22 protein-coding genes and 1 riboswitch are annotated in these 22,400 nt (G+C 60.9%); of the genes, 3 read left to right on the plus strand and 19 right to left on the minus strand.

What is annotated here, in order from left to right; genetic code table 11:
• Positions 1-105 precede the first annotated feature (105 nt).
• Entirely contained in the window at positions 106-1,101 is a 996-nt protein-coding gene (locus MPJ51_RS10175) for a helix-turn-helix domain-containing protein (RefSeq protein ID WP_298385664.1), read from the plus strand.
• A gap of 20 nt (positions 1,102-1,121) precedes the next feature.
• On the opposite strand, the gene MPJ51_RS10180 is transcribed toward MPJ51_RS10175, so the two are convergent.
• The 13 genes from MPJ51_RS10180 to MPJ51_RS10240 all read right to left on the minus strand — a co-directional run bounded on the left by MPJ51_RS10180 (position 1,122) and on the right by MPJ51_RS10240 (position 13,074).
• Positions 1,122-1,880, minus strand: coding sequence for a methyltransferase domain-containing protein (locus MPJ51_RS10180; protein ID WP_298385668.1), 759 nt, complete (start codon positions 1,878-1,880; stop codon positions 1,122-1,124).
• A complete protein-coding gene (locus MPJ51_RS10185) occupies positions 1,877-2,497 on the minus strand; it encodes a pimeloyl-ACP methyl esterase BioG family protein (protein WP_298385671.1) in 621 nt (206 codons plus the stop codon). The genes MPJ51_RS10180 and MPJ51_RS10185 overlap by 4 nt, the downstream gene beginning before the upstream one ends.
• Positions 2,494-3,780: an adenosylmethionine--8-amino-7-oxononanoate transaminase gene (bioA, locus tag MPJ51_RS10190; RefSeq protein ID WP_298385674.1), complete on the minus strand. Its 1,287-nt coding sequence runs from the start codon at positions 3,778-3,780 to the stop codon at positions 2,494-2,496. The genes MPJ51_RS10185 and bioA overlap by 4 nt, the downstream gene beginning before the upstream one ends.
• The gene (gene bioD / locus MPJ51_RS10195) at positions 3,777-4,397 is read right to left on the minus strand and encodes a dethiobiotin synthase (protein ID WP_298385676.1); all 621 of its coding nucleotides are present in this window, start codon (positions 4,395-4,397) and stop codon (positions 3,777-3,779) included. Before bioD ends, bioA begins: the two co-directional genes overlap by 4 nt.
• Positions 4,394-5,527, minus strand: coding sequence for an 8-amino-7-oxononanoate synthase (locus tag MPJ51_RS10200; RefSeq protein ID WP_298385678.1), 1,134 nt, complete (start codon positions 5,525-5,527; stop codon positions 4,394-4,396). Before MPJ51_RS10200 ends, bioD begins: the two co-directional genes overlap by 4 nt.
• Positions 5,524-6,504: a biotin synthase BioB gene (gene bioB, locus MPJ51_RS10205; RefSeq protein ID WP_298385681.1), complete on the minus strand. Its 981-nt coding sequence runs from the start codon at positions 6,502-6,504 to the stop codon at positions 5,524-5,526. Before bioB ends, MPJ51_RS10200 begins: the two co-directional genes overlap by 4 nt.
• Positions 6,505-6,618: 114 nt before the next feature.
• Positions 6,619-7,305: a GntR family transcriptional regulator gene (locus tag MPJ51_RS10210; protein ID WP_298385684.1), complete on the minus strand. Its 687-nt coding sequence runs from the start codon at positions 7,303-7,305 to the stop codon at positions 6,619-6,621.
• 14 nt (positions 7,306-7,319) lie between these two features.
• A complete protein-coding gene (locus tag MPJ51_RS10215; RefSeq protein ID WP_298385687.1) occupies positions 7,320-8,726 on the minus strand; it encodes an amidase family protein in 1,407 nt (468 codons plus the stop codon).
• Positions 8,723-9,499, minus strand: coding sequence for an ectoine/hydroxyectoine ABC transporter ATP-binding protein EhuA (ehuA, locus tag MPJ51_RS10220; protein WP_298385689.1), 777 nt, complete (start codon positions 9,497-9,499; stop codon positions 8,723-8,725). Before ehuA ends, MPJ51_RS10215 begins: the two co-directional genes overlap by 4 nt.
• Positions 9,496-10,161, minus strand: coding sequence for an ectoine/hydroxyectoine ABC transporter permease subunit EhuD (gene ehuD, locus MPJ51_RS10225; RefSeq protein WP_298385692.1), 666 nt, complete (start codon positions 10,159-10,161; stop codon positions 9,496-9,498). Before ehuD ends, ehuA begins: the two co-directional genes overlap by 4 nt.
• Positions 10,162-10,164: 3 nt before the next feature.
• The gene (ehuC, locus tag MPJ51_RS10230) at positions 10,165-10,884 is read right to left on the minus strand and encodes an ectoine/hydroxyectoine ABC transporter permease subunit EhuC (protein ID WP_298385695.1); all 720 of its coding nucleotides are present in this window, start codon (positions 10,882-10,884) and stop codon (positions 10,165-10,167) included.
• A gap of 61 nt (positions 10,885-10,945) precedes the next feature.
• Positions 10,946-11,791, minus strand: coding sequence for a transporter substrate-binding domain-containing protein (locus MPJ51_RS10235; protein WP_298385698.1), 846 nt, complete (start codon positions 11,789-11,791; stop codon positions 10,946-10,948).
• A gap of 119 nt (positions 11,792-11,910) precedes the next feature.
• Positions 11,911-13,074 carry a Xaa-Pro peptidase family protein gene (locus tag MPJ51_RS10240; protein ID WP_298385701.1) on the minus strand — a complete coding sequence of 388 codons (1,164 nt, stop codon included), beginning with the start codon at positions 13,072-13,074 and terminating at the stop codon, positions 11,911-11,913.
• A gap of 145 nt (positions 13,075-13,219) precedes the next feature.
• On the opposite strand from MPJ51_RS10240, the gene MPJ51_RS10245 reads away from it, so the two are divergent.
• The gene (locus MPJ51_RS10245; protein WP_298385704.1) at positions 13,220-14,404 is read left to right on the plus strand and encodes a PLP-dependent aminotransferase family protein; all 1,185 of its coding nucleotides are present in this window, start codon (positions 13,220-13,222) and stop codon (positions 14,402-14,404) included.
• A gap of 17 nt (positions 14,405-14,421) precedes the next feature.
• On the plus strand, positions 14,422-15,447 hold the full coding sequence (locus tag MPJ51_RS10250) for a succinylglutamate desuccinylase/aspartoacylase family protein (protein ID WP_298385707.1): 1,026 nt from the start codon (positions 14,422-14,424) through the stop codon (positions 15,445-15,447).
• A gap of 90 nt (positions 15,448-15,537) precedes the next feature.
• Here the strand turns inward: MPJ51_RS10250 and MPJ51_RS10255 are convergent, their stop codons facing one another.
• The 6 genes from MPJ51_RS10255 to MPJ51_RS10280 all read right to left on the minus strand — a co-directional run.
• On the minus strand, positions 15,538-17,223 hold the full coding sequence (locus MPJ51_RS10255) for a hypothetical protein (protein ID WP_298385710.1): 1,686 nt from the start codon (positions 17,221-17,223) through the stop codon (positions 15,538-15,540).
• 227 nt (positions 17,224-17,450) lie between these two features.
• The gene (locus MPJ51_RS10260; RefSeq protein WP_298385713.1) at positions 17,451-18,143 is read right to left on the minus strand and encodes an ATP-binding cassette domain-containing protein; all 693 of its coding nucleotides are present in this window, start codon (positions 18,141-18,143) and stop codon (positions 17,451-17,453) included.
• Entirely contained in the window at positions 18,130-19,677 is a 1,548-nt protein-coding gene (locus tag MPJ51_RS10265; RefSeq protein WP_298385716.1) for a thiamine/thiamine pyrophosphate ABC transporter permease ThiP, read from the minus strand. The genes MPJ51_RS10260 and MPJ51_RS10265 overlap by 14 nt, the downstream gene beginning before the upstream one ends.
• Entirely contained in the window at positions 19,653-20,633 is a 981-nt protein-coding gene (gene thiB, locus MPJ51_RS10270; protein WP_298385718.1) for a thiamine ABC transporter substrate binding subunit, read from the minus strand. The genes MPJ51_RS10265 and thiB overlap by 25 nt, the downstream gene beginning before the upstream one ends.
• Before the next feature lie 33 nt (positions 20,634-20,666).
• Positions 20,667-20,769: riboswitch (TPP riboswitch) on the minus strand.
• A gap of 229 nt (positions 20,770-20,998) precedes the next feature.
• Positions 20,999-21,919 (minus strand): helix-turn-helix transcriptional regulator, encoded by a 921-nt coding sequence (locus tag MPJ51_RS10275; protein WP_298385721.1) that lies wholly within the window; start codon positions 21,917-21,919, stop codon positions 20,999-21,001.
• Between the two features lie 65 nt (positions 21,920-21,984).
• Positions 21,985-22,400 (minus strand): thioesterase family protein (locus tag MPJ51_RS10280; RefSeq protein WP_298385724.1); only part of this gene is annotated, 416 nt, incomplete at its 5' end.

The raw sequence follows: 22,400 nt of genomic DNA on the forward strand, positions 1-22,400 counted from the left end.
AAGCTGCTGAGTGACAGGTTAACAACAAGCAAAAACCCCGCCCAAACAGGCGGGGGAAACTCACATTCCGGCAAGAACGCAGTCGCCCGCACCGATGGAGGAAGAATGAAACACTATGTCCTCAGTAAATACTCGCAGGAACTGCCCGAGGCCGCGGCTGTGGCGCGGATCAGAACACATCATATCGACGTCATTCTTGCCAATGGACACGCCGAGCCCTCGGTGGAGTTGATTGATGAATTTTACCGGGCCCTGAACGATCTGATCGAAGATCACGCCTATCGCGTCAAGCTTCATACCCTTGCGACAATGACAGCGGAAGGACCGTCCTACTGGACCGGTCGCACCGCCATATTCTGGGGGGATATATACAACGCCTGGTCCTGCACACCGCCCGAGAAAACTCGGGCCGTGCAAGTGCTACGACTGGCCCCGCGCTCGGTTCTGGTTGGGGGTGCGGTTCTGCTGTTGGCCCAGATCGGATGGCCTGACCAAACCAATGCGGCCATCCATCCGAACTTTGCCGCCGCCGCACGGGAAGGCGGCCTGAACGGTAAGATGTCGGGCACCCATATGGCAAAGGACGGTCGCGTTCACAGCGCCTCGACCCGGCTGAGTACACTGCGCTTGCTGGCCGAGTTCGTCTCGCGCGATCACGGGGATCATCTGGCGGACACATTGCGCGGCTATATCGGCCTGTCCGAGACACAATCCGAAAACCAAAGCCAGCTTGCCACCCGGCTGATCCAACGGTCCGGCGCTGATCCGGTTGTCCGGCAGGCCATCGAAGAGATGCTGCGCCATATAGAAGAGCCTTTGAAAATCACCGATCTGTCCAGCAATCTCGGCACATCGATCCGGCAGCTTCAGCGGCGGTTCCTGAGCAAGACGGGCAAGCGGCTTCTGACCACCTATCGTGAGCTCCGTCTGGAACGCGCCCTGAGCCTGCTGCGCTATACGGATATGTCCCCACGCGAGATTTCGGCGGCCACCGGGTTTTCGTCGCCGGTTGCGATGCGGCACAGCTTTCGCAACCATTGCGGCCTGTCGCTGGAAAAAATCCGCGCGCAGCGCTTTACCGGAGCACCTCCGATTAACTAGCAACTGTATTTCTCAGAAGGTTACCGGTTTTTTCGCGCGATCAGCCAGACCGGATGATAGGTCAACGGCAGGCCTTTGTCGCCGCCGAAGTTCCGGGTGAAATCCTGCGTGAACCGCAGCAGATCGGATTTGGTCCAGGCCTTCTGCGCCCGTCCGTTCACTCCGGTGCTGCGCAGGTGTTCAAGCACCTGTCGGGGGGATTGGAAATACATCTGCTCGGTGGTTTCGCCGATGCAGACGACCTCCAAGTCGTTGCGCACGGCAGCCGCCATATCCTCGGCCCGGCACAGGCCCGGCGCTTTGGCGGCAGAGCCGATTTGCACCAGTTCCCGATATTGCTCGGGTCCAAAGCCCGAGACCGCCAGCCATCCACCCGGAGCCAGCGCGCCCGCCGCCTTTCGCAGAAATTCCGCCGGATCGGGCAGCCACTGGATCATCGAGGCCGAGGCCACAAGATCGGGTTGCGTGTGCCAATCGACGGCCCTTGCGTCGCCGTGCAGGAAGGCGGCCCCGTGGGCCTCAGCCGTTTGCTGCGCTTCGGCTGACAGGTCGTTTAGGGTCATGTGACCCGGCTGGAAAACCGTTTGCACGCGCTGGGTCAGATGACCGGTGCCGCATCCAAGCTCCAACACCCGGTTGAACCGCTGGGGGGGACCGCCATCCAGCAACGCCTGCACCAGCCGTTCGGCGATCCGGGCCTGCTGATGGGCGGCGGCGTGGTAGGTGGCGAAGCTGCGGCTGAAGCTGCGCTGAACGCGGGCGGTCATCTGTGCGGTCATGTCAGCCACTCTGCCCAATTCTGACCATTACGAAACGGAATGTGGGGGCCGGGGATGGTGCGGACGGCCTGTGGATGCGTGGCCCACGCGGCCTCTTGCGCCTTGGTGGGGATGACCCGGTCGCGCTGCGGTATCCAGATACGGTCAAAACCGGGATCAGCGGCGGGGCCACGGTCAATTATGGCGTATAGCTCTTGCCGGGCGGCGGCGATGTCGATCTTCGGCGCGGGGTCATCCAGACCGGCGCGGCGGCAGAATTTTTCAAAGCTTGCCGCGCTTAACTGTTCGGCTGTGGCGCGGATCATCTCGGGGGCGATGCCACGGTCCGGGTCTGCAGGGAAAAGAGTACCGCTGACCGCGACCCGTCGGTGGGTTTGAAAGTCCGTCATCTGCAGCCAATGCGCCGCCGAGGCCACGCCGAAGGAAAAGGCAATCAGATCGACACGGTCGTATTGCGCCAGTTCCGGCAGCGGGTCATCCACTCGGGTATAGTCATCCACGAACAGGATATCCCCGGACCCCTCAACGCCCTTGAAAGGTGCGGGACCAACTGCCCATCCTCCGAAAATCAGGATCAGGTCGGGGGTTCCTTTGCGCGACAGCCAATGCCGGTTCATGCATCGCCTCTTACCAACGACAGCATGGCATCGGCCACCCGGCTAAGTTCGTCCGAAGAGATAACATAAGGCGGCATGCAATAGATGTTGCGACCGAAAGGGCGCAGCCAGACGCCGGTGTCCGGCGCGCGCGCGTGGGCGATGGACGGATCGACCCGATCGGTCATTTCGATCACCCCGATTGCGCCCAGCACACGTACATCGGCAACACCCGGCAGATCGCGCGCGGGTGACAGCTCCTGCTGCATTTGCTTTTCGATAGCACTGACTTCGCCGCGCCAGTCTCTGACCGAGAGCTGATCGAGACTGGCGCAGGCCGCCGCGCAGGCCAGCGGGTTGGCCATATAGGTGGGCCCATGCATCAGAACGCTGGCAGCGCTTTCGCCGATGCCACGCGCGACAGTCTCGGACGTGACAGTGGCCGCCAGAGTGATATGCCCACCGGTCAGCGCCTTGCCCAGACACAGGATATCCGGGACGACCCCGGCGTGATGCATCGCGAACAATTCTCCGGTGCGGCCAAAGCCGGTGGCGATCTCGTCAAAGACCACCAGCACGTCATGGGCGCGGCACATCTCATGCGCGCGTTGCAGCCAGGTCGGGTGATAGAAATACATCCCGCCCGCGCCCTGCACGACCGGCTCAAGGATCAGGGCCGCGATGCGGTGACCGTCCGAGGACAGCAACTGCTCCAGCGAGTCCAGACCGTTGATCTCTCCATCCTCGGACCAGTCCTGATCAAGGGCGATCTGCGGGCGCGGCAGGAAATGCTGGATCGAGAGCGCCCCGCTGAACAGCCCATGCATCCCGTTGACGGGATCGCAAACGCTCATCGCTTTCCAGGTATCGCCGTGATAGCCACCGCGAATGGTGGCGAATTGGGTCCGCTCGGTGCGGCCCATGGCCATTTGGTACTGCACCGCCATCTTCAGTGCGACCTCGATCGCGACCGAGCCGCTGTCGGAGTAGAAAATCCGGTCCATCCCTGCGGGCAGCAGCTCGATCAGTTTGCGCCCAAGATCGATCGCCGCTTCATGGGTCAGCCCACCGAACATCACATGCGGCATCTGCGCCAGCTGCGCCTGCATCGCGCCGGTGATGGCCGGGTGACCGTGCCCATGCACCGCGCACCACCAGGACGACATCGCATCGATCATCCGCACCCCGTCGTCGCGGGTCAGCCAGACCCCTTCGGCCTGCGTGATCAGGTGCATCGGGCCGGGGTCCAGCACGTTGGTATAAGGGTGCCACAGATGGCGGGCGTCAAATTCCAGCGGAGTCACAGCGCGCCTCGGATCGTGGCGACGTCGATGGCGTCGAACGCGGCGGTCAGGCCGTCACGGGTCAGATTGTCGATATGCGGTAGCCGACCCAGATGGCGAGTGTTGCACATCTGAGCGATGGTCTGTTCCACATCCGGCTCGGCCTCGCCGATGAACGCCACACCCACCACCTTGCAGCCTGCATTGCGCAGCGCCATCAGCGACAGGGCCGTGTGATTGATCGTACCCAGCGCCGTGCGGGCGACCAGTACAACCGGCGCCTGCCAGCGGGCAAAGAGATTAAGAAAGAAATGTTCCCGGTTCAGCGGCACCATCACGCCGCCTGCGCCTTCGACAACCAAGGGGCCTTCGACCTGCGGCAGCGCAAGGCGGGACAGGTCGATTTCCAGACCCATATCCTCGGCCGACAGATGGGGTGAGGCGGGCATGTTCAGCCGGTAAGCCTCGGGCAAGGTTTTGGCTCCGGAAAGATCGGTTACCGTTGCGGTGTCGGTTGCGTCTTCAAGGCCCGATTGGACGGGTTTCCAATAGGTTGCACCCAGCGCAGCAGTCAGGCCAGCGGCGAAAACGGTCTTGCCGACCCCTGTATCGGTGCCAGTGACGATCACGGCGCTCATGCGGCGTCCTTCCGGTGATCGGCGAGAATTTCGAACAAAGCAGAGATATCCGAATTGCTGACATTTCCGGTAATTGAGACCCGCAGCCGCGACGTGCCGCGCGGTACGGTTGGCGGGCGAATGCCGCGTATATCGAACCCCTGCGCCTGAAGGGTCGCGGCCATGGCCATGGTGCGCGCCTCGTCGCCCAGAACAACGGGGATGATCTGGCTGTTCAGCGCATTCTCAGGGATGCCATTGCGCCGCGCCTCGGCATGGGCGTGTTGCATGCGCGTGCAGGCAGCCTTGGTCAGGGTGCTGTCCGATTGCAGGTGGTGCAGAACGGCCCGCACAAGGGCAGCGCTGAACGGGGCCGGGGCGGTCGCGAAGATGAAGGGCCGAGCGCGGTTGATCAGCGTGTCGATCATCACCTGTGCCCCGCAGATCAGCCCGCCGGACACGCCCAACCCCTTGCCGCAAGTGTGCAGGGTCAGGACCTCGCAGTCCAACCCATGGGCAAGGCCCCGCCCGTGGGGGCCGAACACGCCGGTGGCATGCGCCTCATCCACGACCAGCACCGCGTCATGAGCGCGCGCCAGCCGGGCCAGTTCGCCCAGCGGTGCCAGATCGCCTTCCATGGAATAGACGCTTTCCACCGCGATCCAGACCTGCCCGGACCCGCCCGCCATCTGCCAATCGGCGATGGCGCGATGCGCGGCTGAGGCATCGTTGTGCGCAAACGAGCGCGTATCAGCGCGACCGAGGCGCATGCCTTCATGGGCGCTGGCATGGACAAGCTCGTCATGCAGGATCAGATCACCTGCCGCCGGAAGGGTCGAGAATATCGCCTGATTGGCCTGAAACCCGCCACCCATGAACAAAGCGGCCTCGGCGCCGAAAAAGGCTGCGGCCTCCCGCTCCAGTGCTTCATGTTCGGGATGGTTGCCCCGCAACAGCCGCGACCCGCCAGAGCCCAGCGGCACGCCGCGCTCCAGCGCCTGACGTGCGGCCTGCTCCAGCAGCGGCGATTGCGACAGGCCCAAGTAATCGTTGGACGCGAAATCCAACCCGGACTGAGGCGACAGCACACGCCGCCGATGCCGGGTGTCGAGCACACCCAGCATGGACCTCAGCCGGTCGAGGGCTTTCATTCGGCGGCGTCCTGACAACCTTGATCGGCTGCGGTTTCCGCCTGAATGCCCAGCTTGGCGAACAGGATCGCATCGGTATCCTGCTCCGGGTTTTCTGCGGTCAACAGGGTTTCACCCACAAAGATCGAGTTCGCCCCGGCCAGAAAACACATTGCCTGCATCTCATCGCTCATCTCGCTGCGGCCCGCCGAGAGACGCACGTAAGATGTCGGCATCATGATACGCGCGGTGGCGATCACACGCACGAAGTCGATCGGTTCAATGGGCTTGGCATCCGCCAGCGGCGTACCTTCCTGCGGCATCAGCATGTTGATCGGCACTGAATCCGGCGCGGGCGACATATTGGCCAGCGTCACCAGCATGTCGACCCGGTCCTGGGTTTCCTCACCCATGCCCAGAATACCACCCGAGCACACTTTGATCCCGGCTTCCTGCACGCGGTTCATCGTGTCGATCCGGTCGGCAAAAGTGCGGGTGGTGATGACCTCGGAATAATACCGCTCGGACGTGTCGATATTGTGGTTGTAGTAATCCAGACCCGCGTCGCGCAGACGGACGACCTGATTGTCGTCCAGCATGCCCAGCGTCATGCAGGTTTCCATCCCAAGGTCGCGCACCCCTTCGACCATAGCGACCAGCGCGTCCATGTCCCGGTCCTTGGGCTCACGCCAGGCAGCCCCCATGCAGAACCGAGTTGCCCCGCCATCACGTGCCTTACGCGCCTCGTTCAGAACGCGCTGCACCTCGATCAGTTTCGACGCCGACAGGGTCGAGCCGTTGCGCGCCGATTGCGAGCAATAGGCGCAATCCTCGGCGCAGCCACCGGTCTTGATCGACAGCAGTTTTGACGTCTGAACCTTGTTCGGGTCGAAATGTTCGCGATGCACGGTCTGTGCGCGGAACAACAGGTCCATCAGGGGAAGATCATGCAGGGCTAGCGCCGCGTCACGGGTCCAGGAAGAGGTGGTGGTTTTCATTTTATCGATAACTTACTGCCAGCGTCAGGTGTCCCGGGCTTTTTATCAATAAATGGGCAAACCACAACTGAATCCTGCCGTCATTGCCAATGATTTGATTGCGCGGGGCCAGTTTCAGGCAACCGGGCTGCCATATGACAAGGCCGGATCGTGGGGTTCCCCCAACTCTCGCCGGGCCCGTTCCGTGGCCTGATCGATATGTATTTTCATCTCATTGGTGGCGCTGACCACATCACCGGATTGGGCGGCGTCCAATATCAGCGCGTGTTCATCATGCAGTTTGCCAAGCTGATCCTTGTGGGTGATCACCCTGTACTGGGTCAAACGGGCAATGCCGTCATATTGGTCGGCGATGATATCCAACGAGCGTTTCAGGCGCGACGGACCCAGCAAGGCCAGATGAAACGCCTTGTTCAATTCGACCATCTCCCACGGGTCCTTGATACTTGCGGTCCGTTTCAGGATATCGTGACACTCCGCCAGTGTTTCCGGACTGTGTCGGGCAATGGCATCGGCCAGTATGATCGGCTCCAGCGCGCCACGGATCTGGTTCATTTCGACCAGATCCCGCACGTCCAGCCGGGCGATGATGGGGCTGCGGCGGGGGCGCAGTTCCACCAGTTTCTCGGCCGCCAGCATGCGGATAGCTTCGCGCAGGGGAACGATGGAGATATCCATCTCTTTCGCCAGAGGCATGATTTTCAGCTCCTGCCCGGCTTCGAGTTCGCCCGAGATGATCTGCCGTTTCAGAACCTCATAAATCGCCTTGGGACCGTCGCCGTAATTGAGAAACTCTTTCATATCCCTCGTTCCTTTCAGATGCCCGCTAGGCCGCTGAATGTGCTGGCGACGGCAAGCAGCATATCGTCGCTGCCGGATGCGCCGATCAGTTGCACGCCAACCGGCAGTCCGTCGATTCTGCCGATGGGCATGGTGCAGGCAGGCAGATACAGCAGACTGCCCAGCATATACAGCATGTGCAGTTTCAGAATGGGCATTTCCCCGCCGTTCACAGGCACCGTCCGGCCAGCAGCATCGTTGGCAAGGCGAAACGGTGGCGCGAGACCGGCGGCGGCTGGACATAGCAGGATGTCGGTTTCCCTGAAAAACGCGGCAACCGTCTGGCACAGCTCCAGCCGTTCCTCATGCAGGATCAGCCAGTCCCTGTGGCTGAGCGTCGTGCCCTTGGTGTTGAGGTCTGCGAATGTGTTCCGGGTGGCGGGTTCCATGTACTGGCGGGCGCGGAACTGAGCCACAAGTTCGGACTTGCGCGCGGTCTCGGCGCGCACCAGCAAGTTCATCAATTCGGTCGCGCGGTCAAAGTCGATGTCGGGTTGGGCGTGAACGACGGTTGCCCCGGCATGGGTCAGGCGTTCGGCAAACCCGTCCAGCGCCTTTTGATAGCGTGCAGCAATCGGACAACCCGGCAAGGGCGGAAGCTGAGCGACCCTGATCTTTGGCGGCAGGGTCGTTTTCCGCGGACCCGGATTGGTGCGCAATACCGAAAGGGCCAGCGCAACGTCGCGCGCCGACCGGGCCAGCGGCCCCGCCGCACCGATATCGGGTTCGCGCCTTTCGTTCAGCGGGCTATGACCCGCAAGCGAGATTTCGCCCCAGCTGGGCTTTAACCCGTAAACACCGCAACACTGCGCCGGATAGCGGATCGAGACACCCTGATCGCTGCCGATATCAATATAGGACATACCCGAGGCCACCGCCGCCGCCGATCCGCCCGAGGACCCGCCCGCGCTGTGGGCCGGGTCATGTGGATTGCGGGTGGAGCCAAACAGGGGATTGGCTGTTTCCCAATCCGACAGGTATGGCGGGATGTTGGTTTTGCCGAAAATGACCGCCCCGGCCTGTTTCAGGCGGGCTACAACTGCGGAATCCTCGGGCCGGATATCCTCTGCCCGCGCCGGATCGCCCCATGTGGTGGGGTGACCTGCCCAGTCAAAGCATTCCTTAACGGTGACCGGAACCCCGTGCAGCGGGCCGATGGGCCTGTCCGCCCGGTCGCAGGCATCGGCCCGTGCCCGGGCACCATCCCGATCCTGATAGACCACCGCGTTGATCACATCATTGCGGGTATCGATCTCGGCAAAACAGGCCTCAAGTGCTGCGCGGGCGGATATGTCTTTGCGGGTCAGGGCCGCGCGCAGCGCCACCGCATCGGGATAGAGGCCATGGGCCCTGTCTGGATGCGATGGTGCGACTTGCTTCATCCGGCCTCCAGCACCTTGGACAGGAATTGTTGCAGCCGCTGGTTCTGCGGATTGCCGAACAGGTCGTCGGGGCGGCCCTGCTCGACCATCTTGCCGCCGTCAAAGAAACAGACCCGGTCCGAGACCTCGCGGGCGAACCCCATCTGATGCGTCACCAGCAGGATGGTGTAATTCCCCGAATTGGCCAGATCGCGAATGACCTGCAGCACCTCACCAACCATTTCCGGATCCAGCGCCGAGGTCGGCTCATCAAACAGCAACACCTCGGGGTGCATGGCCAGGGTGCGGGCGATGGCCACCCGCTGTTGCTGACCGCCTGATAGCTGGCTGGGATAGTGACCCGCCTTGTCGGCCAGCCCGACCATGTCCAGCAGGCGCATCGCCTCGTCCGTGGCCTCGGCCTTGGATTTGCCTTGCGTATAGATCGGGCTTTCGATGCAGTTCTGCAGCGCCGTCATGTGCGGGAACAGGTTGAAGTTCTGAAACACCATCCCGAGTTTCGAACGGATGCGGCTGATATGGGCCTTGGACGCATCGACCAGTTGGCCATCCACATTCATCCGGTTCAGCGGCTCGCCATCCACATACATGGTTCCGCCCTGAATGGGCTCCAACGTCATCAGCACCCGCAACACGGTGGTCTTGCCCGAACCAGAAGGGCCGATGATCGACACCACTTCGCCCTTGTCGACCGAGAAATCCAGGTCTTCCAGAACCTTGAGCGCACCGTAAGCCTTGAGCACCTTGTCAAACTGGATCATGGGATGGGTCAATGCAGGATGCTCCTTTTGACGTAATTCTCGACGATGCGGATCAGGAATGCGGCGATCAGGCTCATCACCAGAAAGAACAGCCCGGCGATGGTGATGGCCTCGGTAAAGCGGTAATACTCGGCCCCGATCAGTTTCGACACCTGCATGATCTCGGCCACGGCGACAAAGGACAGCAGCGGCGTTTCCTTGAAGATCGCCACCAGATAATTGCCAAGCGCCGGGACGATGGGCGGCAGGGATTGCGGGATGATCACGTCCTTGAACGTCCGGTAGGTCGACATGTTCAGGGCAATGCACGCCTCCCACTGGCCCTTGGGAACGGCCTGAAACCCGGCGCGATACACCTCGGCGCATAGCGCGGAGTTATAAAGGCCGATGGCCAGAATGCCCGTGGTCAGCGGCGGCAGGGTGATGCCGATTTCGGGCAGCAGGAAGAACAGAAAGAAAATCTGCACCAGCAGGGGTGTCGCCCGGATCACCTCGATCACTTCGGTTGCGGGGCGGCTGACCCATTTTGAGCGGTGCGTTTTCAGCAACATCAGGATCAGCCCGCCGACCAGCGCAAGGGCAAAACTGGCCAGGGTGGCCCAGACGGTGACGCCTGCGGCCTCCCACATCTTGGGCAACACGACGTCGAAGGTAAAATCCCATCTCCAGTCCATGGCTCAGACCCTCTTGTTCAGGTGACGGGTGAAGTATTCTTCCAACGCCTCGCCGCCAAAGCGAACGAACTGGGCCAGACAGTAATAGAGCATCACGGTGATCAGAAAAATCTCGACCGTTCGGTAATGCAACTGGTTCTGTTGCACGGCGGCATAGGTGATATCGACCAGTGTCACCGCCGAGACCAGCGCCGTGCCCTTGATCAGTTCGATGGTCAGATTGCTGAGCCCCGGGATTGTGATCGCAATGGCCTGAGGCAGGATGATCCGGGTCATGCGCCGGTAGGGCGACATGTTCAGCGCGATGGTCGCTTCGGTCTGGCCTTTGTCAACCGCACCGATGGCTCCGCGCACCACCTCGGCCCCGTAAGCGCCGTAGTTCAGGCCAAAGGCCAGCACGGCGGCGGCCAGCGGTGACAGGGTCAGGCCAAATTCCGGCATCACGAAGAACATCCAGAACAGGATGACCAGCAATGAGGTGCCTCTGAACACCTCGATATAGATCGTCGCGATCCAGCGGATGGCGGTGTTCCCGCGCGACCGGCTGATGCCCGCGATCAGGGACAGGAACAGGAACAGGATGATGGACAGAACTGAAACCTGGACCGTCACCACCGCCCCTTTGAGGATTGCGGGCAGGAATATCCGCAACTCGGAAAAGGTGGCGGCCGTCAAGCCGACCAGAAAGGCGATCAGCGCGGATACGATGGCAATGCGATTCATGCACATACTCCGCCGGGCAGAATGTTAACCCGGCCCTTGAAAGGGCCGGGCTCAGGAAGGCTCAACCGCCGCACAGTTCCGAGGTCGAGCTGATCGGCAATTCATCTGCGGTCATACCATGCTTTTCCAGAATGGCGATGTGTTCCGGCGAACCGATGAACTCGTCCATGGCCTGATTGAAGGCAGCCACAAACTCCGCATCATCCTTGCGGAAGGCAAACGCCCCGTGGGACACCGCCCGTTCACCGGCAACGTCCGAAAACGCCGGGGTGGATTCAACACCGCCCGGATCGCTGGCGATGATCTGGCGCACACCCGGCGCGGACACCGCCCATGCGTCGATGCGCCCGGCCTTGAGCGCGGCAACACCTGTCGGGTTGTCGGGCAGTTGCGATATATTTGCCTCGTCAATTCCGGCGGTCTGGGCATACCCAACCTGCGCGGCACCGGCGACGGCACCCAGTTTCAGGCCCTTTTCCGCCACGGATTCAAAATTGCTGACCCCTTCTGGATTGCCTTCGAGAACCAGCATCGCCTGCTGAATGCCGAAAGTGGGTTCCGAGAACTGCACCTCGGCGCAGCGTTTCGGGGTCACGAACATGCCCGCGGCCACCACATCGAACCGGTCGGCCTTGACGCCGGGGATCAGCGCGCCCCATTCGGTCGAGTTCGCCTCGGCGATCTTGCCGCCCATCTTGTCCAGAACCGCGCTTAGGGTTTCCACATCGGTACCGACCAGAGTGTCGCTGTCATCCTTGTAGGCGTAAGGCGCGAAGTTATAGAACGCGACCCGCAGCCCGTCGCCCGTGGCACGGTCCATCAGACCGTCGGCAAAGGCTGTGCCAGCGGAAAGCGCCAGGGCCATCGTCGCGGGCAGCGCCAGCAGAGTTCTGCGTTTGATCATCATGTCATTCTCCCAATTGTAGCTTCAGTGTGTTGATTTTCCGGTGGTTTTTCCAGCCGGTTATTGTTGTACGTCCGCATTTTCTTATGCGCGGGGCCGTCAGGGGCGGCCCCACGCGGTTTTCAGGCCTCGACGACCGGGATGTCCCAATCCGCAACCGGGGCCGACAGCAAATCAGGCTCACCGTTTGTGACGGCCCAGTTGTCCTCGGCATTGATAAAGCCAAGATGGTTCGAGAAGTTCGGGTTGCAGGCAAAGACATTGCCGACCTCAAAGATGATCTCTTCGAACGCGGCCAGCGAAGGGTATTCGGTGGTCTCGATCCCGACCCCGTGGCCGACCCGACCGACCCCCATGGTTTTCAGCCCACGCTCGGCCAGATATTTGTCGACAACGCCGATCACATCGGCAGGTGTGTTGCCTGCGGTCAGCTGCATGTTGCAGTCATGGCGCAGCTGCATCATCCAGCCATAGAACTCCTTCAACTCATCCGAAGGTGCCCCGACCGAAGCCGTCCGCGCAAGGTCCGACCAGTAGCCTTTATAGCTGACCCCCACATCGAACCCCAGCGTTTCGCCCTTCTGGATCACCCGGTCGGTGGGCAGCAGAACGATACCCTTGTCATTCGCCCCCGACAGCACACATAGCAGCGAGATCTTTTCGGCCCCGTTTTCGATCAGGTTCTGACGCAGGACCTGCGCGACCTCGTTTTCGGTCATGCCCGCCCGCACCTGAGTGAACGTCTTTTTCTGCGCCTCGGCCGAGATGATCGCCGCGCGGCGCAGATATTCGATTTCCTGTGGCGACTTCACGTTGCGCACCTTCAGGATGATGTCGGCGGCATCTTCGAACGTCGCCTCGGGCAGGCCCTTCATCACCTCTTGCAGGCCCAGATAGGAAATGCCCAGATATTGCTCGCGGCCCAGTTCACACCCGATGCGGGCCTTGGACAAGCCAAGCTCTTTCAGCACGCCGATGATGAATTCAGGGTGCCCCATCAGACCGCCCGTGGTGCGGATATCGGTGATGTAAGAGGTCTGTTCGACCTGCGCGACCTCGAACGGCATGGTGATCAGCGTCGGGTCGCCGTCCTTGGGCAGGATGACCATGTAGGAACGGATCTTGTCCACGGCGCATTGCTCGGACCGGTGGCCGGAATAGTACTGATAGTTCAGCCGCTCGGTGATCAGCATCGCATCGAGGTTCTGTTCAGCCATCAGCGCGCGGGTTTTGGCATAGCGCTGCTCGAATTCCTCGCGAGTGAAATCTGCGTATTGGGGTGCCATGGAAGCCCTGTAATTCTGAGTTGACGTGAGGATGATACTAGATAATATATTATTTGACGCAAGGAATTTCTTTGGAGGGGCTGCGGCAGGTTAGCGCGTTGCCCGTCCGTATGACCGCCACATCCACGACCTGACTGGAAAACCCATGACCGAGTTCAGATTCGCCCGCCGATCCGCCATTCTTGGCAAATCGGTCTTTGATCATGCCCCGGGCACGATCGCGCTCAACTCTGGCGCGGCCTATCCGCCCTGCCTGCCCGATGTGGTGCGCGAGGCGACCGAGGCCGTTGGTCCCCTGCGCGAAGAAGCGATGCAATATGCGCCGCTGATGGGTCTGGACGACCTGCGCGACGAGATTTGCAATTTTGTGGCCGAAGACGGCATCAGGGCGTCCCGCGAAAACGTGCTGGTCACCTATGGGTCCAAAAGCGCGTTCGATCTGGCGCTGCGCACCTTTTGCGAACCGGGCGATACCGTGATCGTCACCCGCCCCACCTACATGACCGCCATCCACATCATGCGCACCCACAACGTGCGCTTTCTGGATATCGGTCAGGATGAAGAAGGCTTCTGTACCGACGAGTTGGCGCATAAGCTGGAGCGGATGGAAAGCAACGCCGAACAGATGCCCAAGCTTCTGTTCGACGTGCCGGATTTTCACAACCCGACCGGCGTCACCACCACCCTGCCCCGCCGTCAAAAACTGCTGGAACTGGCGCAGCGCTATAACTTCGTGATCTGCGAGGATGACCCCTATCGCCGAATCCGGTTCGAGGGCGAGGTTGTGCCCTCGATCAAGTCGATGGACACCACCGGCCATGTAATCAGCCTGGGGACCGTGTCGAAAATCCTCGCCCCCGGTTTGCGGGTCGGCTGGGCCATCGGCGATGCCGGTGTGATCCGGCGCATGGCGATGCAAAAGGCCGATGGCGGCTCGAACGCCTTTGCCCAGCGGATCGTGGTGCAGCTGATGCAATCGAACAAGATGGCCCATCATATCGACGAGATGATCCATCAGATGCGCATCCACCGCGATGCCATGATCGCAGCCTTTGCCGAACACATCCCCGAGGCCAGAATCCGCGCGCCCCAGGGCGGCTATTTCCTGTGGGCCGAACTGCCCGACGGCACCGATGCCGAGCGGCTGGTCGAACTGGGCATCGAAGAAGGGGTCGAGGTCTCGTCCGGTCGCCTGAGCTTTGCCAATGACGATCCCGGGAATTTCATCCGCATGGCCTACAGCTTCATCACCATCGACGAAATCAACGAAGGCATCGCCAAGCTGGGCGCGGCCTGGCGCAAACTTCAATCGCAAGCTCAAGCGGCATAAACAGAAGGATCACCCCAATGCCCTGCCCCAAAGTCTCCCTCGCCCCGTCCTGCGAGATCGATCTGGATGCGACCGGCAAACATCACGGTTATGTCCGTATCCAGTTCTCCTCGGATCGTTCGGCCTATGGCTGGCTGCCGATGCCGATCATGTCGATCAAGAATGGCGACGGCCCGGTCGCCGTTGTGATCGGTGCCAATCATGGCGACGAATACGAAGGCGTTTCGGTCACCAATGGCCTGTATCAGGAACTTGAGCCCGGCGATATCAACGGCCAGATCATCTTTCTGCCCGCCGCCAACGCACCGGCCTTTTATGCGGGCCGCCGCACCTCGCCGCTGGACTGGACAGGCGAGGCCAACCTGAACCGGATGTTCCCGGGCAACCAGTATGGCTCTCCGACCGAAATGATTGCGTGGTACATCACCACCCAGATCGTCCCGCGCGGCGATGCGTTTTTCGATCTGCATTCGGCCGGGAAATCCATCGACCACCACCCCTCGGTCAAAATCCGTCTGATGGGGGATGAGGCCAAGGATGCGATGCAGATGAAATTCCTTGAGCTGTTCGGCGCCCCGCTGGGCATCGTGGGCGACCGGGTGCATGAGACCACGCTGTCGGGTGAGATTCTGCCACTGGACAAGATCTACCTGTCCACCGAACTGGGCGGCGCGGGCAAAATCCGCCCCTGGATTCGCGATTTCGCCTGGAACGGCATGAAACGCTGCCTGCGCGAGATGGGCGTGCTGCAAACCGACGAAGTGCTGCCCGAGCCCGAACACAAGGTGGCGCTGAAAGCGATGCAAACCGGCGATCACTATATCTTTGCCCGCAAGGATGGCATGTTCGAACCGCGCGTCAATCTGGGCGATGTGGTCGAGGACGGCCAGTTCGCCGGCTACATCTGGAACCTGAAGGAACCCTGGGAAAAACCCGAAGAGCTGTATTTCAACAAGGGCGGCGTCGTCTTCTGCAAGCGCACCCCGGCACTGTGCGAGATTGGCGATACGCTGTTCTTCACGCTCAGCGATTACAAAGGGTAATCTCTTCGGCCCGCGCGTTCCACGACACAGTTTGGGCCGCAGGCATCTGCACTCGACAGATAAGCACCGGGCGCAACGGCACGCGATATCTCAGGGTGTTGGTTCCGCAAGAGAATATCGGCCATAATCTGGCCGCTCATATGGGAAATGCACGTCATTTCCCATGTCGTCACAGGGTCCCCCGGCCAATGTCGCACGGGGGGCCAGCTTGAACACCATATTGAGCTTGCTCGGAAGCCCATCTACCGGCTGATAGCAATAGCGCTGATCCAAATAGGGCTTGAACAAGGCATCCGGATCGTAAATCCAATAGGCGCGCAGGAAAACCCAAACATCCTCGGGATTATCAGCCAGCGCAGTCTCAAGCGTTTGCAAAGCCCGATCATTCAGCGCCGGAACCCCCGGCCAGCCGGTCGTGAATCGCGCGCCCTCTGAATGATCGGGGTAAGGCGCTGGCAGCGGGATGGTATTGATCGCAAGATCAAGTCGCCGGGTGTGATAATCCATCATAACCGCAGCCGCGTTGGGCACGGTGATCAGTGTCGGAGCGGACCCCGCATCTTGTGCGATCTGCTGCAGAACTTCACTTCGCCAACGCGTGCTGTCCGTAACATGTAGAGCTGCAAACAACAGGATGGCCGTAAGCCCTGTTGCCAGACCCCAGCGCAAAGCGGGCCATGAAATGGCGCAGACACCCAGCGCCAGAAGAACAAACCAGGGCGCAAGCATCGGGTACATTGTCCGGTTCAGCATTATGGGCTTCACGCCAAAGGTGACCAGTACAAACAATCCGTAAACCGCAACGAGCAACCCGGCGGTCGGCAAAAGCACCGCCCAATTGCGCTGCCGTATAAGCGCAAGGGCCGTGCAGAACCCGATCAGGCATACAAGGCCGGCCAGCGCCATCCCAACAACACTCGTTTTTTGAAGCGCGGGATTCTGGCCGAATATCTGCAGAAAGGATCGGATCAGGCCAAACAGGCTGGGTTGTTGAATCCAATAATCGGAACTGACCGATCCAAGCTGGCGCAGAAAGGTGCCAAGCTGAGGCAGATACAGCAAAAATGCCAACCCAGCCGCCGCAGCAAAATTGACGAATGCTGCAAGCCGCCGCCCCAGAACAAAAATCCAGATCAGAAACGCGATCACCCCTACGGCCGCACCGTAAAGCAAGCCAAGATTGTGAAACCAGGCCATACCCGCAAGGCCCAACGCCAACGCGCCATAGCGCAATGCCGCGGGGCCACCTGCGGAGGTGAACACCGATTTGACGGCCATTTCCCTATGCGCCACGATCCAACTCAGCGCGGCGAAGCATATCGTGAAGCACAGATAGAGCCCGGCATAGGAACGGGCCAGCAATCCGGTTGAAACCATGTTCGCCGATGCGGCCGCCAATACTATGGCTACCAACCCCACCGCGCGTTTCCGCCCCTCGGGCGCCAGATTGAAAGCCGACCAATAGATCAGCGGAAGCGCCAAAAGCTCCAGCAGAACAGGGCCGATCCGAAGTGCAAAAGCGCCATCGCCAAAAACCAGAAAGAGTTTTGTAAACCAGTAATGCAGCGGTGGATGAACATCGTTGCTGCTGACAAAATCCGCAATTTCAGCCCATGGCTGACTGGCATAGTGCCAGGTCATTGCCTCATCCAGCCAGATTTCAGCGTTTTGGATTTGAACAATACGGAGAATGGCGGCGCATACAAAAACCGCTAGAATAAAGACACGCCAGCGAGACGCATCAGGCTTTTCAATAACAAGGTCACTATCACTCATACTGTCCCTGCCTTCAGGGCAAATCTTCACCAATACTGCAGAACCTTAACACCAAACCGCCGTGGACAGGTGCTAAATTAGGATCAAAGTGATATTTATTGAAACACAATCAGGCTGAGAGCCGAGCAGATTACGGAATAAGTGCGAATTGTTTCTGATAATCGAACATTTGGCATGAGCAATCCCGCCGCAACGGCCAAACATCCCGTCGGTGCTTGATTGGAAGTTTAGCCCAAATAGTCGCGCAAAACCTCGGGCGGATTTTCGAACAGTTCTGCGGTGGGCACCGGCGGGTGGGCGACGCCATCTGCCACCAGCACCGTCTGCCGGGCAATGCGATGCGCGTCGCGGGGGTCATGGCTGACCATCAGCAGCGTGGTCCTGGTCTCGGCCACCAGATCAGCGACCAGATCCAGCATGTCCGCCTTCAGGGCCGGACCCAGGGCGGCAAAGGGTTCATCCAGCAGCAGGATCTGCCGATTTTGCACAAGAACCCGGGCCAAGGCCACGCGGCTTTGTTGTCCACCCGACAATTCGGACGGTTTGCGTGCGCCCATGCCGCTCAGACCAACGCGGGTTAGGGCGGATTGCACCTGCGATTGCTCTTTTTGCGACAGGCGACCGTTCGGGTTGATGCCCAAAGCGACATTCTGCTCGGCGCTCAGATGAGGGAACAGGTTGCCGTCCTGAAACAGCATCGCCAGCGGGCGTTTTCCGGGCGGCAAGTCGGTCAGGTTCTGTTGGTCCCAGAACATCCGGCCAGCTTGCAGGTCCCGGAACCCGGCTATGGTCTCAAGCAGTGTGGATTTCCCCGCCCCCGAAGGGCCGATGATCGCGACCGAGGCTCCGGTCTCGACCTCAAAATCGGCGCGCAGGGCGAAATTGCCATTTGCAATCGCGCAATCTTCAAGCTTCAGCATGCAAGCGGCCCCCTCGGTCCAACAGCCAAAATGCGCCCATTGACAGGATCAGCAACAGCAGCGCCCCGCCCGCCGCAGCCTGCATTTGATAGGCGCCCATAAGGCGGTAAATCTGCAACGGCAACGTGGCGATTTGCGTGTCGGCAAACAGCGCAATCACACCCAGATCACCCATGGACAGCGCCGCTGCCAGCCCGGCGGCAAAGCCGATCTGCGGACGCATCCGGGGCAGCAGAACACGCAGGACAAATGCGCGGCGGCTCATGCCCAGCGACAGCGCCAACCGTCCCTGCCCCGCAATTACATCCCGTGCCGCCGGAACAAGAATGCGCAACGCGAAGGGCAAAGCCATAACTGCGTTCACAAGTGCCGTCACCGGCAGCGCCAGTGCCGACGGGTTGATCATCGGACGCACCAGAATAAACAACCCGGTTCCGATCACCAAAGACGAGGCAGCAAGCCCCAGAATCCCGCTGATCTCGACAATTCTGGATCGGCCAACTGCAACCGCTGCGGCCATGGGTAACGCCAGAGCAAGCAGGATCACAGTACTGGCCATTGCGACCATGACCGAGGTCAGCGCCGCCCGGAACACCAGCACCGGCAGTTCGAACAGACCGGCCAAACCGGACAGGACAACCGACGTCAGCGGCAGCAGCAGAAACACGGTGGCGGCAGCAATCCAGAGCGCATCCAGAAACGGTGCCCCGCCATCCCAGCGGCGGATCGCCCGGTCCAGACCACTGCCAAACCCATCCTCGCGCGAGAACCTGAGCGCCGCAAAGGCCGCAGCAGCGGTGAGTGCCAGTTGCAGCGCCGACAACAGCGCCGCGCGGCCAAGGTCGAAATCATAGGTGAAGGCCTGATAGATCGCCAATTCGATGGTGGTTGCCCGCGGGCCTCCGCCAAGGGTCAGGGCGACCGCAAAACTAGTCAGGCAAATGGCAAAGATCACCGCCAGAACGCCGGGCAGAATGCGCCGCAGCATCGGCCACTCGATCAGACGGAAGATGGCCCAGCAGTTGCTGCCCAACTGGGCGGCCAGCCGAAACCGCTCGGCCGGGATTTCCTGCCACCCTTGCAGGATCAGCCGCGTGGCCAGCGGCAGGTTGAAGAACACGTGTGCCAGCACGACCCCATGCAGCCCGTAGATACGGATCGGCGGCAGGCCGAACAGGCCCAGAATGTCCGAAATCCACCCTGCCCGGCCAAACACCTGCAACAGACCCAAAATGGCGACGATGACCGGCAGAATGAACGGCGCGCCCAGCAGCGCGATCAGGGCACTCCGCCCCCGGAACCGGCGCCGCGCCAACGCGCGGGCCACCGGAACGGCCAGTGCTGCGCTGAAGACGACAGACAGCACCGCTTGTGTCAGGGTAAAGCGCAAGGCGGCCCAGTCGGACGGGACAAACCCGCCCGTCGTCTCGGCCCGCCAGGCGACGGCGGCCAATGTGCACAGGATCAGCGCCGCGACCAGAGCCGCCGCGCCGATCCCCGGCCAGGCACTTACTGGCTGAGCGCGCCCAGCCATTCCGCAAGCGCCTGATCCCGCACGGCGGCGGCTTCATCGGGGTCAAGGAACAGGGCCTTTTCCGGCACGGTCAGGGTTTCGAACCCTTCGGGCAGACCCGAGGCCGGAGTGACCGCCGGATACATCCAGTTGGTGGTCGGGATGATCTGCTGAAACGCCTCGGACACCATGAAGTTCAGGAACTGATCCGCCAGTTCCGGCTGATCGGTCCCGGCCAGTTTGGCGGCCACTTCGATCTGCATGTAATGGCCTTCGTCGAACCCTGCGGTGGCCTTGCTGGCATCCTCTTCGGCGATCAGGTGATACGCAGGCGAGGTGGTATAGCTGAGCACCATGTCCGCCTCGCCATCCAGAAACAGGCCATAGGCTTCGGACCAGCCTTTGGTGACGGTCACGACATTGTCGGCAAGACCTGCCCAGATATCCGGTGCCTCATCCCCATAGGCGGCCTTGACCCACAACAGCAGCCCCAGACCGGGGGTCGATGAACGCGGGTCCTGAATGATGATCTTGGTGTCGCTGTCGGCCAGATCGCGGAAATTGGTCGGGGCCGCCGCATCCGCATTATGGACAAAGGCGAAATAACCCCAATCATACGGGGCAAAGACGTCATCGTTCCAGGCGATGGGCAGCGTGTAATCCGCCGCAACCGGGCTGGGCGCGAACAGGCCGGTTTCCTTGGCCGCTGCGATCAGGTTGGTATCCAGACCCAGAACAACATCCGCGTCCGAGTTTTCGCCTTCCAGCCGGATACGCGACAAAAGCGCTGCGCCATCCTCGACGCCCACGAGGTTCAGATCACAGTCGCATTCGGCCTCGAACGCCTTTTCCACCTGCGGGCCGGGGCCCCAGTCGGATACAAAACTGTCATAGGTATATACGGTCAACTGGGGCTTATCGGCGGCAAAAGCCGACGTTGCGCTGAGCAGTCCCGCAGCAATCAGCAGATGTTTCATGTCATCCTCCAATGCGGCGAGAGGGGCAAGGATGGATGAAACCGTCACCTTTCCCTCCGCCGGTTCTAGCCGGTTCAGGTTCAACGGGTTCGCCTGACGGCATCTCAGCGCATTTCGCGCACCCCGAGGTAGGGTCGCTCTAGGCGCATATTCATGCGAATTCAACCAAATTCGTAGGGGAAACACGCCTGCGCTTTCATACATCGCAGTCGCCGCGACGGTCCATCCATCGGCAAGGACATCCGGCCTATGATCCGAGCGTTTCCTGATCAGGCGAGCCCAATAGCGGGCGTGCCAGAGTCCCGCCGTCACCGACCACAGATGCGCTATAATTCACATCAGGCACCGCAGTGCTGTTCACAGGATCATGACTCCAAAAACCGGCGCGACTGGATTGTCGCGATCAAACTCCTCAGCGACTGATCCAGCGTGCACGCAGACGTGTCCAGCGTGGTGCCCGCCCGCGCATACAACGCCTCGCGGCTGGTCAGGATCGAGGTCAGTTGTTCCATCGCATCGGAATTGCCTTGCATCGGGCGTTCGTCACCTTGGGCGCGCACGCGGTCCATATGTTCTTGCGGCGACGCCTTCAGCCAGATCGTGTGGAATTTCGACAGAAGCTTGTTGAAGGTCTCGGGTTCGGACACGATCCCACCGGCGGCGGCGAGGATCACCCGGTCATAGTTTTCGATCACCCGGTCCAGCGATCCGGCCTCAAGCTTGCGATATCCTTCCTGCCCATAGAGGGCCAGAATCTCATCAATGGGCATGCCGCCATGCAAGGCTATCTCTTTGTTTAACTCCAGAAAAGGCACGTCCAGCTTTTCCGCCGCCAGCTTGCCCAGCGTCGATTTCCCGGCCCCGCGCAGGCCGATCAGGCAAATCCGCTCGGCCCGACCCGAGGCATTGTTGCCTTGCGAGAGCAGCTGCAAAACAACCTCGCGCGTGTCGCTGTCGGCGGCGGAGAACAGTTCGGCGACGCGCAGGCTGGGTGAGTTCCAGGGGTCTTCCTCACCCAGAAACCATTCGATTTTGTGATCCAGCGAATGGGCCACGCGCTTGAGCAACCCGATTGAGATATTGCCGCTGCCGGTTTCCAACTGCGCCAGATAGCGCTGCGAGACGCCCGAGCTTTCAGACAGGACCCGCCGGGAAATGCCCTTGCGTTCGCGGGCGCTTCGGACACGCTCACCAACCTGCACCATCAGGGCCGAGATGGCGCGCTCCATCTCGGATTCGGTGTCGATCTGGGTCGAAGCGCCGCCGAAGGTTGTGATTTCCGCCATAGTTTCGCAATCCCGAACATGTACAATAATGCACACTATAGGTGTCGCGGCAAAAAGGAAAACTGTTATGCGTCAAACGGCGCGGCATCTTTCAGGAACGGGGCCAGCATGTCGCGGATATCCTCGGGCGGTTTGCGTTTTTTGAAGGCGTCGGCGGTGATGAACACACTGACGGTACGGGCCGAGAAACACAGTTTGCCGTCCTGTTCCGCATCGACACGGAAGGTGATCGAGGAATCTCCCAACCGGCTGGGCCAGACATGGCAGATCAGCCGGTGCCGCGGGGTGACCGGCGCGGTAAAATCCATCTCAAGCCGCACAAAGGGCGTGCCGACATTGCGGTCCAGTTCCAGTTGATACCAGCCCTGACCCAGATGCTCCTCCCACCACGCATTGATCGCGTCGAGTGCAAACCACGGAAGGCGACCGGTATAGGCGATGCGCGCCGGGTCGCAATCGCCCCAGGTCACCCGGATTTCAT

Source organism: Ruegeria sp. (genome assembly GCF_028066395.1).
Classification (GTDB): domain Bacteria; phylum Pseudomonadota; class Alphaproteobacteria; order Rhodobacterales; family Rhodobacteraceae; genus Ruegeria.

Bases quoted from the DNA above. Each gene is read 5' to 3' on its own strand.
- thiB (WP_298385718.1), bottom strand. From the start codon at position 20,633: ATGAAACATCTGCTGATTGCTGCGGGACTGCTCAGCGCAACGTCGGCT.
- bioD (WP_298385676.1), bottom strand. From the start codon at position 4,397: ATGAGCGCCGTGATCGTCACTGGCACCGATACAGGGGTCGGCAAGACC.
- MPJ51_RS10210 (WP_298385684.1), bottom strand. From the start codon at position 7,305: ATGAAAGAGTTTCTCAATTACGGCGACGGTCCCAAGGCGATTTATGAG.
- MPJ51_RS10235 (WP_298385698.1), bottom strand. From the start codon at position 11,791: ATGATGATCAAACGCAGAACTCTGCTGGCGCTGCCCGCGACGATGGCC.
- MPJ51_RS10180 (WP_298385668.1), bottom strand. From the start codon at position 1,880: ATGACCGCACAGATGACCGCCCGCGTTCAGCGCAGCTTCAGCCGCAGC.
- bioB (WP_298385681.1), bottom strand. From the start codon at position 6,504: ATGAAAACCACCACCTCTTCCTGGACCCGTGACGCGGCGCTAGCCCTG.
- ehuC (WP_298385695.1), bottom strand. From the start codon at position 10,884: ATGAATCGCATTGCCATCGTATCCGCGCTGATCGCCTTTCTGGTCGGC.
- MPJ51_RS10185 (WP_298385671.1), bottom strand. From the start codon at position 2,497: ATGAACCGGCATTGGCTGTCGCGCAAAGGAACCCCCGACCTGATCCTG.
- MPJ51_RS10240 (WP_298385701.1), bottom strand. From the start codon at position 13,074: ATGGCACCCCAATACGCAGATTTCACTCGCGAGGAATTCGAGCAGCGC.
- MPJ51_RS10200 (WP_298385678.1), bottom strand. From the start codon at position 5,527: ATGAAAGCCCTCGACCGGCTGAGGTCCATGCTGGGTGTGCTCGACACC.
- MPJ51_RS10255 (WP_298385710.1), bottom strand. From the start codon at position 17,223: ATGAGTGATAGTGACCTTGTTATTGAAAAGCCTGATGCGTCTCGCTGG.
- MPJ51_RS10260 (WP_298385713.1), bottom strand. From the start codon at position 18,143: ATGCTGAAGCTTGAAGATTGCGCGATTGCAAATGGCAATTTCGCCCTG.
- MPJ51_RS10265 (WP_298385716.1), bottom strand. From the start codon at position 19,677: ATGGCTGGGCGCGCTCAGCCAGTAAGTGCCTGGCCGGGGATCGGCGCG.
- MPJ51_RS10245 (WP_298385704.1), top strand. From the start codon at position 13,220: ATGACCGAGTTCAGATTCGCCCGCCGATCCGCCATTCTTGGCAAATCG.
- MPJ51_RS10175 (WP_298385664.1), top strand. From the start codon at position 106: ATGAAACACTATGTCCTCAGTAAATACTCGCAGGAACTGCCCGAGGCC.
- MPJ51_RS10275 (WP_298385721.1), bottom strand. From the start codon at position 21,919: ATGGCGGAAATCACAACCTTCGGCGGCGCTTCGACCCAGATCGACACC.
- MPJ51_RS10250 (WP_298385707.1), top strand. From the start codon at position 14,422: ATGCCCTGCCCCAAAGTCTCCCTCGCCCCGTCCTGCGAGATCGATCTG.
- MPJ51_RS10215 (WP_298385687.1), bottom strand. From the start codon at position 8,726: ATGAAGCAAGTCGCACCATCGCATCCAGACAGGGCCCATGGCCTCTAT.
- ehuD (WP_298385692.1), bottom strand. From the start codon at position 10,161: ATGGACTGGAGATGGGATTTTACCTTCGACGTCGTGTTGCCCAAGATG.